Consider the following 12,020-nt stretch of genomic DNA (forward strand, 5'->3'; position numbering starts at 1 on the left):
TAGGTCTCAAATGGGTAGTGTAAGACTATTATGCACAGTGTTGCTGTGCCTGTTTACTTTTTTTGCAAACGCGAGCGTGTATGTCTTTGACGGTACACAGCGGGGGCAAAATTTACATGATAAGGGAATGGTGCTGTCGGCTCAAAACGGTGCGCGTTTCCCGGATAGCTTCGCCCAGGTTGAACAGTGGGCAAGCACACAGCCGGAGCAGACGAAACGTGCGCTTTTTTCTGGCCGATACTGGCTGGTAACAGAAATTGAAAATCATTCTAAGTACCAGGATCTGGTGCTCTATCCCTATAATACTGTGCTGTCTAATGTCGAAACGCGTATTTATTCAGAGTCTGGCGTGGAACGGTTTTTTACTGGTGGTATGCATGCCAATGAGTACCCCTTTCACTATGGTAATAAAATACGTCTTTTGCCTAATCAGAGGTACTTTGTTGTTACCTTGTTTGAGAGCGACTACTTTTACACACCAATCAAACTAGAGCTTATTCCGGTCAAAGAGTTTGAACGTCAGGTAACAATTGATAACTTGCTTATGTCCCTTTGTTTTAGTGTGGGCATTGTACTTGGTTTGTATAACCTGCTGATCTATATCGGTTCCAAAGATATGACTCACTTATACTATGCCATGTTTGCTGCAACTTGGGTATTTGCCTGGAGTCATTTCTTTCATATATCCGATCAGCTTTTGGGATTCTACTCCGCCCATTTACACTGGCTGGGCTTTGCGCTGACGCCCATTACGAATGTGCTATTTTACAATCGACTCCTCAAGCTAAAAGAGACCCACCCATCTTTGTCTACTGCCTCGCTTTGGGTCGGTGCAATTGGTGCAATTGGTACTCCTTTTTGCATTTTGTTTCCGGGTTTTGGTTTCCTCTGGGCGACCTTAGCTACGGGGTCTGCTTTGTGTATGGGGCTTTACGTAGGTGTGTTACGTTTGATGGAGGGCTTCAAACCCGCTCGTTATTTCGTTCTGGCCTATGTCTGCATGGCAATTCCTAATATGGTTGGCAATGTCACTAATCTTGGGTTATTGCCTCCTATTGCGGTTAACTTATATTTAATCGGACTGATAGGTACAGCGCTTGATGCCTTATTACTGGCATTTGCAGTGGCCGACAAATACCGTCTGACCAATGAGCAAAATATTGAGCTGAATAAAAACCTCGAAGCAAAGGTTCTCAAGCGGACCTATGAGTTAGAGCAACTTGCGTCTGAATTACGCGATGCCAGTGAGGCCAAAAGTCGCTTTCTGGCAAACATGAGCCATGAAATTCGTACACCTATGACGTCGATAATTGGCTATGCCGATGGCATTATGCTCGGTGATATCAAACCTCATGAGCGCAACCATGCAATTTCAGTGATTTTACAAAATTCTCGTCATGTTCTTGGCCTCATCAACGACATTCTGGATATGTCTAAAATCGAAGCAAATCGGCTCGAAGTTGAACTCATAGAGGCAAACCTGTTTCAGTCTATTACTCATGTTGAGTCTTTGCTGGGTAAGCAGATCAGAGACAAAGGGTTGGAGTTTGAACTGAATTACCACTTCCCATTGCCTGATTACATCGTTATAGACCCGACCCGTTTGCGACAAATATTGCTTAACCTAACGTCGAATGCGCTTAAGTTTACCTCTGTTGGTAAAATCTCCATTGATGTCAGCTGTACGCAGGATACCTTGTCGATCGGAGTGCAGGATACCGGAATTGGGATGACCACCGCGGAGCAGAAGGAGTTATTTAACGCTTTTCATCAGGCTGACTCGTCAACAACCAGAAAATATGGGGGAACCGGACTTGGGCTCAACATCTCAAAAAGTCTGGCTCAGAAACTCGACGGAGACATTGAAGTTGAAAGTGAGGTTGGTTCGGGTACCGCTTTTACTTTGTCTGTGGGTTTATACACTACGGAACGCACTAAATGGCTCAACACTTTCTCGGAAATTCACCAAACTCAGGAGCCTGGTACAGAGCCGGAGGGCTATGAATCTGAGTCATTAAAAGGCGAAGTATTGTTGGCCGAAGATCACGTTGATAATTGTCGTCTGATAACGCGTATTCTGGAGCGGATGGGGCTGAGTGTGACTGCGGTTGAGAACGGGCAGCTCGCTGTTCAAGCTGTGTTAGACGGGGACTTTGACTTGATCCTGATGGATATTCAAATGCCTGTGATGGATGGTGAGCAAGCATTTAACTTTATTCAGGCTACGGGCAGCACGGCACCTGTGATTGCGTTAACGGCAAATACGATGAGCCATGAGGTAGAGCGTTATCTGAAGCTTGGTTTTACCGACCATCTGGCTAAGCCAATCGACAGAACTGAGTTCGCCAGAAAAGTCAGTCACTACCTGAATATTACCGTTGAAGAAGACCTGGCTTTACCCGATGAAGAGTTTTCGATATTGAAATCTCAGTATATTGCAGGACTGCATGAGCAACTGGTGCAGTTGCAAAATCAGCTCAAGTATCACGATTTTGAAGGGCTGGCAAGGTCCATACATGCACTTAAGGGCACGTCAGCAATGTTTGATTGTCATGATATTTATCAAACGGCATCTAAAATAGATGTTCTACTTAAAGAAAAAGAATACGACAAGGTTAACGTGCCTATGGCGGAACTCCTGGAGTTGATGCATATCGCAATACAGCAGTCTGAATGCCATCAGGCTATCTGAGATCCGGTTATGGCGCTTTTATTATGCGATACAGGCTGTTTTAAATGTAATAAGTTGTGCGGCTTTTGTTATTTAGCGATCGCTACTTTTTGTTTTGGAAAAATCAATAAAATGTAATGCAATCACTACACTAGTCTTATTTATGTAATCTAAATGAGAATGCATGCTTTTACTAGGTTTGTGTAAAACCAGGAACATCAAAGCCTTAGCGATAAAGTGCTCAACATATTTTCACACTTCAGGGTGGAGGATTTTTGAGCTGCTGGTCTTTTTGGCTTACCTTTAAAGCGGGTTAGACAACAAGGTATGCAACTATGAAAACACCTATTCCATATATTCTATTGGCTTTGTTAGCCGGGTGCTCTTCATCAGATAACGATGAGCGGAGCAATACTAATTCTCAGGAGCAGCAAGCGCAAACGCCTGCTAATAATGATGCCACAAGTGATAACACGGGCAACGACAGTGATAATTCTGATGGTGAAGACTCTGGTGGTGATAATTCTGGCAATACGGATCCGGGCGATGGTAGTACGGATGATAGTAATGATCCGGGTGAACCCGATGATTCGCGCGGTATTTATTTTCCCACAGAGGTCATGGCGTCTTCTCCTTTTAGTGACAGCAGTGATGAAGTTGAGCGCGGTTTTGGCAATCGGCCAGCGGTGGAGTACGGCCCATCCGTACCAACTTATTTGTGGTCTACACAGAGAATTGGCCGGATACTCAATGGCACCGTCCCTTTACTGGATGTATTTCGAGTTCAGTCATTCTATCGCAACAGCACGAATACGGATTGCTTTGGACCGCAGGTAGCCTACACAGGTCACCCAGATGCGACTGATCCTGCTTCGGCTTCTGGCACTTTACCTGGGGGTGACTTAGGGTTGTGGTCAGAGAGTGACAGTACAGGCAATGCGTGTGCTGTTGCACAAACTAATGCGCTGTTAAGTGGGATCAGAGATCAGTCGAGAATGAGTCTGATGGTCTTAGCCAGTATGGTCTCAGCAGCACTGGATTCGGGGATGAGCTTGCCCGCAGATGGCAGCAGCATTGATGTGACCGGCGAAATGAATGCCAAAGGTATTGCTGGTGTGACTTTCAGCGGAGCTGCTATTACCCGCTCGGGGAGTGAGTGGCAATATACAGTTTCTCTGACATACACAGTTAGTGGCTCTGATTACGACATTTCGTTATCTATGGCACACACACCCGGAGCGGATCTGCTGAATTATTCTGGCCATCTTACTTACCAGGTGGAAGGTGAACAGGGCGTTAGCGGTATAGAATTTCCAGGCGGCAATTGTAGTCAAAGTGAACGCACCAGAACGGGTTCTCTGGCTTATGAGCGTTCGGGAGACAATATGTCCCTTCAAGCCAGGGTTGCCACTTTGTGTGGTCACAGTAACAGTGGCATGTTCAACAGCGACAACCAGGTTGATGTGAATAACAAGTATCACAGTGTCGATAATCCGGATGGATGGAGTGAGAACTTTTCGATATTTGGTGCAAATTTTGACCTTACAACACTGGCAGGACAATATGCCTATGTCTGGCAAGCCGGCGTGAACGACAGCAACAGCCGAATTTTCAATATTGGATTTAATTCCCCCAGCCTGGACAACGGTGAGGCGCACTTTGGATATGGAACGAAAATTGAGGAGACAGACGGGCTTATTCAAGGTTTTATCTGTAATTGGGCGGGACCTGGGAATGATCACAGCATGCAGGCATTCTCGCAGCGGCAGTTCTTTGAGTACGACAATACAACAGCAACTTATGATGGAACCGGTAGTAAAGCAAATATTGAATATGCGCCTACTACGTCTTGTAGTTACGACGGCTCTGGCAGTTTTGTATTCGATATAGATGCCAGTGGTGTGCTAGGCGATATTGCTCTGGAAGATGCATCATTGGTGTTCACTCAGGACCTGTGGGCACCTACTGATCCGAGTAAAACTGTTGCAGAGTCCATCACTGACCGAGGTTTATCCGTACCAGTAGTGCCTTATACCTGGCCCGTTGATGAATAAACCGGTGACAGCGGGTGCTCAGCTGAGGGCCCGCATTTCCTTATCCACGGAAAGCTTGCGGTGGATCAAATTCTTTCCTGCCATCGACCAATGTCTAGTGTTGTCTTTATTTCAGTAATTCTATGTTTAATAGCGTACTCGTCGTTAACCGGGTGTTAGCCAGTTGGCAAAATATCAAACTATCTTTACCCGGCCCAACAGGAAATCATTATGACAACAACAGCATATCAAACCTATCAACAGGCATATGAGCAATTTGAGCGAGACCCTGAGGCATTCTGGCTACACCAAGCTGGTCGACTCAACTGGCACACCACACCCAAAACCGGCGTAAGTTATGATCATGAGTCATTAAGCCATTGGTTTAAAGATGGTCGACTCAACACCAGCTATCTGGCATTGGATCAGCAGGTAAAGGAAGGAAGAGCTGAACAAGTTGCGCTCATTTATGATTCGCCCGTGACTGAGCAGAAGCAGTGTTACACCTATGCTCAGTTGCTGGATGAAGTCAGTCATTTTGCAGGCGCGCTGAGTAAACTCGGTATTGTTGCTCAGGATAGAGTCGTTATCTACATGCCGATGATCCCGCAAGCGGTGATTGCCATGTTGGCATGTGCGCGACTTGGGGCCATTCATTCGGTCGTATTTGGCGGTTTTGCACCTAAAGAGCTTGCTGTGCGTATTGATGATGCAAAGCCCAAGTTGGTGCTAAGCGCATCTTGTGGCGTTGAAGTCGGCAGAGTGATTGAGTACAAGCCCATGCTGGATGAAGCACTGGCGTTGGCGACGCATGAAGTTGAGCATACGGTTATATGGCAGCGTGCTCAGTATCGCGCTTCGATGTTAACTCCCCGAGATATCGACTGGTGTGAACTGGTTGCTACCGCCCCCAAGGTTGATGCAGTACCTTTGCCTGCAACTCATCCGCTCTATATTCTATACACATCTGGTACAACGGGGGTGCCAAAAGGGGTTGTGCGTGAGCAGGGGGGGCATGCTGTGGCGTTACATTACAGTATGGAAATTGTGTATGGTATGAAACCCGGTCAGGTGTTCTGGGCCGCCTCTGATATTGGCTGGGTTGTGGGTCATTCTTATATCGTTTATGCGCCACTGCTTTTTGGCTGCACCACTTTGCTGTATGAGGGCAAGCCTGTCAGGACCCCGGACGCGGGGGCATTTTGGCGGGTTGTTGAGGAATATCAGGTCAATGCGTTGTTCAGTGCACCGACAGCTTTTAGAGCCATTAAAAAAGAAGATCCGGAAGGTAAGCTGTTCGCTCAGTACAATACCCGTTCACTGCAAACCTTATTTCTCGCTGGTGAGCGTTTGGACCCTGCAACCTATGACTGGTTGCAGTCGGTGACAAGACTACCGGTTATTGACCATTGGTGGCAAACTGAAACTGGCTGGCCCATTGCCGCCAACCCCATGGGTTTGTCGCCGTTACCGACCAAAGCGGGCAGTGCATCGGTGCCTACGCCGGGTTATCAATTGACTGTCCTGGATGCGAATGGTGAACCTTGTGCGGCCAATGAGCAGGGGCTCATTGCACTTAAAACACCGCTACCACCAGGTTGCCTGAGCAGTATCTGGCAAAATAGCACTCGCTTTAAGCAGGGGTATCTGTCGGAGTTTCCCGGTTATTATCTCTCAGGAGATGGCGGATACCTCGATGAAGAGGGGTACGTCTTTATTATGGGGCGCACGGATGATGTGATTAATGTTGCAGGCCACCGCTTATCAACCGGGGAGATGGAGGAAGTGGTAGCGGCGCATGAAGCAGTGGCAGAATGCGCTGTCTTTGCAGCCAAAGATGAATTAAAGGGGCAGGTACCTGTCGCCATGGTAGTGCTCAAAGATGGGAGCCAGCTCACTCAGGCGCAATTGCGTGAAGAGCTGGTACAGTCTATTCGGGGGAAAATTGGCGCAATCGCGTGTCTGAAACAAATTTTGGTTGTAGAGCGCTTACCTAAAACACGTTCTGGTAAGATATTACGCAAAAACTTACGCCAGCTGGTGGATGGCGAAGCGATGACAGTACCATCAACCATTGACGATCCCGCCACGCTTGATGAAATCAGTACCTTGTGGCACGCTTCGCAGCAATAACCTTCTGTTTGTTAGGCTAGATACACTTAGCCGGTTTTGGCAAACCGGCTATTTTAGTTGCTTGCTTTGCCGGGCCCTTAGGGAAAAGTTTGTACAAATAAATACTTTTCCCTTTGTCTTCACCTAGCTTTTGACCAATGGCCTTAACCAACATTCGAATAGCCGGGCTGGTGTTATATTCTTCATAAAAGTCGCGCACAAAGTTGACAACTTCCCAGTGGGCATCTGTCAGCGTAATGTTTTCTTGCTCCGCAAGCAGCGGTGCCAGTTCTTTATGCCAGTCCTGATGATTCAGCAGGTAGCCTTCTTTATCTGTTTCGATCTGTTTATCTTGAAAAACGAGCATAGTTACCACGTAATTGTTTTTTGACATTGCTCAACCAGCGTGATCCACTGCTGGTCGTCGAGCAATTCGATGTTATCCAGTGCGTTGATGCCCCGTGCCAGTGCACAGACACTGAGCATACAGGTGCGGTTAGCGCTTAATGCACGCCATGCACGTTGATCATAACAGGCATCTCGGGTGAGCAATAGCACATCCTGCTCACCGAGCAAGGAGGTATCGAATGCTGCTTTGTAGTAGCTCACTGGCTTGGAAAAAATGTGTAATGTCGGGAGGCTCATAAACTCACTACCTTATTCTGCTGCTTGAGTAGCGTTTGTTGCGCATCCAGGGTCAGGATTTGCGCATCGATGTTTAAGTCGTCCACAGTCAGGGCAAACTGGGTCATGGCTTCGGCACACACATAGATTTGTTCAACGTCATAAATCTCCAGTGTTTTGAGCTGCTTAAAGTAATTTTTCATACCCAGTTGAGACGCATCATTGCCTGTTTTTAACGCCAGTACCGCTGGGCCTTTGAATAGCCAGGACACGTTTTGATCCAGCGCGGCAAAAATCAATGCCATATCTAACCCCTCGCGGATATTAGCGCCATCAAAGGGAGCGGTGTGGTTGATCACCAGAATGTTTTCGCTCATTTAAATTGCACCCACTTATCTGCTTTGGTTGCCAGCATGGCAAACTCTGCCAATCCGGCGACTTCAAATGGACCACAGTGTGAGGTGTCCAGGCCATACTTTTCTGCCGCTGTGACACACAGCTTGAGTGCAATGCCTGCGTCATGCAGCGACTGCCACAGTTGAGCCGGCTGCAGTTCATCACTGGCGAGACTAAAGTGTTGGCTGGCAAACAAAACAGCCTGCTGGTAAAGAAAAATACATTTGATCTGGTGATCTTGTGCTTGTAAAGCATTAGCGAACCGCACCAGCTGTTGTAAAGCATCATGATCACTTACATTGCTGTGCAGGGAAAGTACGTATTGACTCAAAAGTTACTCATAAAAAAAGCCCCAGATGGGGCTTATTTTAGCAAACTGAGCGTATTAGTCATCACTTGAGCCAAGCAGCGCAAGGATAGACGTGAACAGGTTGTAGATGCTCAGGTACAGGCTTACTGTTGCCAGGATGTAGTTTGTTTCACCACCGTTTACGATACGGCTTGTGTCGTACAAGATGAAGCCAGACATCAGTAATACAACAGCGGCGTTAATCGCGATAAAGGCAACTGAACTGCCGATAAACAAGTTAACCAGACTTGAAACAATCACTACCAGCATACCTACAACTAGGAAGCCGCCCATGAAGGAGAAGTCTTTCTTAGTTGTCAACGCGTATGCAGACAGACCAAAGAACACTAAAGCAGTCGAGCCCAGTGCCTGTGCAATCAACAGGCTACCATTTGGCATTGCTGCATAATGGCTGAGCAGTGGGCCTAAGCCAAAGCCCATGAGGCCAGTGAATAGGAAAACTAGACCAATCGCTGAGCTTGAGTTCGCTTTTTTCTGGATCACGAACAACAGACCAAACGCAATTAAAGAACAGACAAGACCGGTAAAGCGCGGTAGTGCCATAGTCATAGAGATGGCAGCAGTAATCGCACTAAATGCCAGTGTCATTGCCAGTAGGAAGTAGGTGTTTTTAAGCACCTTGTTAGTTTCGACCGTCGACATAGCCACTTTTTGGCCAGTGTACGAATGATTGAACGCCATTTTCAGCTCCTTATTAGAAACACTATGTTCCGAAAATTATTCTAGGCCAAGATTACCAAGAGTTAAAACGCTCGGCAAACCTTTCTGGTTTAGTAGACCCTAAAACTAGGTTAAAAGTTCTCTAACGTCCCATTTTTGACCATAAAACCTCACAGCATGTCCGATGTTTATACAAATAAAGTGAATTTTGACCAATTAAACAAAAAAGCGAAAAAAAAGCTTCACAAGGAGGCTGGGATTCTCTAATATTCGCCTCGCTGCGGAGAGATGGCTGAGCGGTTGAAAGCACCGGTCTTGAAAACCGGCATACGTTAATAGCGTATCTAGGGTTCAAATCCCTATCTCTCCGCCACCTAATTTTACGCAAGTTTGCCTCTGATAGTTCACAGGTGAACAGCGACAATCTGATTCGGAGAGATGGCTGAGTGGTTGAAAGCACCGGTCTTGAAAACCGGCATACGTTAATAGCGTATCTAGGGTTCAAATCCCTATCTCTCCGCCACATTAAGGCCGTAAGTTTATGACTTACGGCCTTTTTACTTTTCTCTGGGTGCATATTTTAACTAGAAAGCTGCAATGCTCTTTTCACATAGTGCGATGTGCACAGGCATTGATTGCGTCGGATGCTTTGCTTGCCACTTCATTGGCCTCTACAGCATTATAGCCCTTTAAACCAACGCCTATGGTGCACTGAAATTGTGGTTGGGTTTGTGTCTGTGTCTGGGTTTCATCAGCCAAAAGGTACACTTCAACTCTATCTATCTGACTTGCATAGCGGCCAAGCATCAGCGTGATTTGAGCATCTACATAACTATCCTCGGCCTCAGTGGAGTCACTATGGGATGAAAACACATCTACCCATATATTTTGCTCTGCTGTCATCACAGGACTGGGTGTAATGCCTATTTCACTTAATACCTGTTCAATTTGAAGGAGCAAATATGACGCTAACTGTGTTAAAAACCTCTCATTTAGAGCAACTAAATAGCAAAATTTTGCCTCGCTTACATGGATGTAGGAGCCTTAGTGGTAGCAGGACGCGGGAACGGTGTTGTCGAACATATTTTCTCGCCTCAAAACAGAACACTTAATTAAGCAAATTGGCATAACAGCGAGCGCATTTGACATAGTACGGTTCGTATATAATGTTTATTGCGTTGAGTTTGCCCGGAAACCGGGGTTGGCTACCATACTTGCTGTGATGGCTTCGCTTATCATAGTGTACGGCTCTACCCGAGTCGGACTTCAGGAAAATCCGAAACTCAAGCAGGTTTATTCGACCATTGGTCAGGTCTCCATATCACCGAAACGCTTGACGTGCAAAAAGCCGGGTAGATGAATTGCGCTGGAAGTGAATGCCACTAACAATACCGGGGTTTAGCACTGGTAGTGCTGGTATGATAGGGAGCTCACCCACAGCGGGTTTTATCTCAAAAAGGTATTTAGGCAATGGTACACTCGAAGCTGGTTTTCATTTGGGGGCTTGGAGAGCTTATTATCAATAGTCCGCTTAACGTTATCTATTTTCTGCCATAATCTGTATGGCCCAGGTTCACGCAGTAGCAGGGAGCCTGGCTAAAAGGGCAACAGCGTGGGAGGTTTGAGATACACAAGGTTCTAATGCATTCCCGACAGCTGAGGCAATCGGCACGACCTGGCTAATGCCGCCTACCAGAGTCTGCTAACACAGCATGTTGTGCAGCGTAATACTCGTTTGATAAGCCTGATATTGGCGGTTTTACGGTCTATAATGACATCTGGTGTGCAATGCTATGGGCTGTTGCTACAGGCGGGTAACTTTATACGACCAAAGTTGACTTGTGATACTGGTGAATCGCGTCAACACTGAACATCTCTGTGCAGACTGATAAAGGTGAAAGAGATGATAAAAGGGCAGGTAGCTAAGGCCGTGGGGTACTCGTTGTTGTCACCGCTTATCGTTGGTATCGTGTTGGGTGGCTACTACGCGTTGCTAAGTGGTCAGAGCAAAATCTTGTTTCAAATACTGATGACCGCGGTTGCTAATGCGCACATTGTGGGTCTGTCTATGGCGTTTTTTGTATTGCCGGCTTATATGGTTTTGCTACGCTATAACAAGGTAAGTTATTCAGCCGTATTGACAGCAGGTATGCTGGGTGGCGCCTTGTTCAGCTTCTTGTTTGTTGCAAGTTCAGGCATGGTTTTCATCATCAATGTAGTGATGGCTGCACTGGGCTGCGGGTTGTTTTTGTTCAGTTTACGCCGCAACGCGTCAAGTGCCTGATGGCTTTTTGTACAGCTCAGCGGTGTTTTACACTAATTTAATAGTTTTTCTGTCTAAAAGGTTTCATTTAGCTGCCTGAAAGAGTACCTTTACCTCTTATGTAAATTTGTTGAATGACCGCAATGCAGAAGAAAAAGTTCTACGATACCCTCAGCCTACAAGCTCAGGCCCTGATTGGTGATGAGCACAACTACATCGCCAATATGGCAAACCTCAGCGCCTTATTATTTACCTCAATGGAAGACATTAATTGGGCGGGCTTTTACCTCTTAGATGGTACTGACGAACTTGTGCTGGGTCCTTTTCAGGGGAATCCCGCCTGCATTCGTATCCCATTAGGCAAAGGCGTATGTGGTACAGCGGCAGCTGAGTTAACAACTCAGCTGGTTGAGGATGTGCACAGCTTTGATGGTCATATTGCCTGTGACGCTGCGTCAAACTCTGAAATTGTGATCCCCGTAATACGAAATGGCGAGCTATTTGCAGTTTTAGATATTGATAGCCCGAGTCTGGCAAGATTTGACGATGAAGATAAAATGGGCCTGGAAGCACTGGTAAAATGCTTTGAAGGTACCTTATAAATGAAAGAACTATTAAACGTTCAGGATTATCTGTTTTCCACCTTCGATGTCGGAGACTGGGAAGGAGAAGAAGAGCGTGTCGCAGAGACGTTAAATGAGCTTATCCACGTAGCCTGGGAGCAACTACCTGACGATCTGTCCTGCGAGAAAATTGATTTAATTATAAATGGAATATGGGAGCATCTGCGCGGCGATTTGGCACTAGTCGAAGCCGAGTATGATGAACTCATTGACTGGGTTACACATTACATTCAGTCATCTCTTGATGATAATATTGAACTATAGGTTT

Annotated in this window: 12 protein-coding genes and 2 tRNA genes; 8 read left to right on the forward strand and 6 right to left on the reverse strand. The window is 46.4% G+C overall.

Translation table 11 applies throughout. The features are described from left to right. Positions 1-10 precede the first annotated feature (10 nt). The 3 genes from AT705_RS01805 to AT705_RS01815 all read left to right on the forward strand — a co-directional run bounded on the left by AT705_RS01805 (position 11) and on the right by AT705_RS01815 (position 6,837). Positions 11-2,692 (forward strand): ATP-binding protein, encoded by a 2,682-nt coding sequence (locus AT705_RS01805; RefSeq protein WP_058795231.1) that lies wholly within the window; start codon positions 11-13, stop codon positions 2,690-2,692. 314 nt (positions 2,693-3,006) lie between these two features. Next, the gene (locus tag AT705_RS01810; RefSeq protein WP_058795232.1) at positions 3,007-4,725 is read left to right on the forward strand and encodes a hypothetical protein; all 1,719 of its coding nucleotides are present in this window, start codon (positions 3,007-3,009) and stop codon (positions 4,723-4,725) included. Positions 4,726-4,935: 210 nt separating this feature from the next. After that, a complete protein-coding gene (locus tag AT705_RS01815; protein WP_058795233.1) occupies positions 4,936-6,837 on the forward strand; it encodes a propionyl-CoA synthetase in 1,902 nt (633 codons plus the stop codon). 16 nt (positions 6,838-6,853) lie between these two features. Here the strand turns inward: AT705_RS01815 and AT705_RS01820 are convergent, their stop codons facing one another. From AT705_RS01820 to AT705_RS01840, 5 genes are read right to left on the reverse strand one after another with little or no spacing between them, the layout of a single operon-like run. Further along, positions 6,854-7,183, reverse strand: a complete 330-nt coding sequence (locus tag AT705_RS01820; protein ID WP_010386021.1) for a TusE/DsrC/DsvC family sulfur relay protein — start codon at positions 7,181-7,183, stop codon at positions 6,854-6,856. A gap of 2 nt (positions 7,184-7,185) precedes the next feature. Continuing rightward, on the reverse strand, positions 7,186-7,461 hold the full coding sequence (locus AT705_RS01825; protein ID WP_058795234.1) for a hypothetical protein: 276 nt from the start codon (positions 7,459-7,461) through the stop codon (positions 7,186-7,188). Further along, positions 7,458-7,817, reverse strand: a complete 360-nt coding sequence (tusC, locus tag AT705_RS01830) for a sulfurtransferase complex subunit TusC (RefSeq protein WP_058795235.1) — start codon at positions 7,815-7,817, stop codon at positions 7,458-7,460. The genes AT705_RS01825 and tusC overlap by 4 nt, the downstream gene beginning before the upstream one ends. Next, positions 7,814-8,167: a DsrE family protein gene (locus AT705_RS01835; RefSeq protein ID WP_058795236.1), complete on the reverse strand. Its 354-nt coding sequence runs from the start codon at positions 8,165-8,167 to the stop codon at positions 7,814-7,816. The genes tusC and AT705_RS01835 overlap by 4 nt, the downstream gene beginning before the upstream one ends. Before the next feature lie 54 nt (positions 8,168-8,221). Next, positions 8,222-8,887 (reverse strand): Bax inhibitor-1/YccA family protein, encoded by a 666-nt coding sequence (locus tag AT705_RS01840; protein WP_049863170.1) that lies wholly within the window; start codon positions 8,885-8,887, stop codon positions 8,222-8,224. 261 nt (positions 8,888-9,148) lie between these two features. Between AT705_RS01840 and AT705_RS01845 the strand changes: the two genes are divergently transcribed. Next, positions 9,149-9,239: transfer RNA gene (locus AT705_RS01845), tRNA-Ser, on the forward strand. 59 nt (positions 9,240-9,298) lie between these two features. After that, positions 9,299-9,389: transfer RNA gene (locus AT705_RS01850), tRNA-Ser, on the forward strand. An 83-nt stretch (positions 9,390-9,472) separates the two neighbouring features. On the opposite strand, the gene AT705_RS01855 is transcribed toward AT705_RS01850, so the two are convergent. After that, positions 9,473-9,826 (reverse strand): hypothetical protein, encoded by a 354-nt coding sequence (locus AT705_RS01855; RefSeq protein WP_157576628.1) that lies wholly within the window; start codon positions 9,824-9,826, stop codon positions 9,473-9,475. 946 nt (positions 9,827-10,772) lie between these two features. On the opposite strand from AT705_RS01855, the gene AT705_RS01865 reads away from it, so the two are divergent. The 3 genes from AT705_RS01865 (at position 10,773) to AT705_RS01875 (ending at position 12,016) form a co-directional block, all read left to right on the forward strand. Then, complete coding sequence (locus AT705_RS01865; RefSeq protein ID WP_058797882.1) at positions 10,773-11,150, forward strand: hypothetical protein; 378 nt, start codon at positions 10,773-10,775, stop codon at positions 11,148-11,150. Positions 11,151-11,272: 122 nt separating this feature from the next. Then, positions 11,273-11,731 (forward strand): GAF domain-containing protein, encoded by a 459-nt coding sequence (locus tag AT705_RS01870; RefSeq protein ID WP_058797883.1) that lies wholly within the window; start codon positions 11,273-11,275, stop codon positions 11,729-11,731. Then, positions 11,732-12,016 carry a hypothetical protein gene (locus AT705_RS01875; protein WP_049863160.1) on the forward strand — a complete coding sequence of 95 codons (285 nt, stop codon included), beginning with the start codon at positions 11,732-11,734 and terminating at the stop codon, positions 12,014-12,016. Positions 12,017-12,020 lie beyond the last annotated feature (4 nt).

This window comes from Pseudoalteromonas rubra (genome assembly GCF_001482385.1).
In the GTDB taxonomy this organism is placed as follows: Bacteria; Pseudomonadota; Gammaproteobacteria; order Enterobacterales; family Alteromonadaceae; genus Pseudoalteromonas; species Pseudoalteromonas ardens.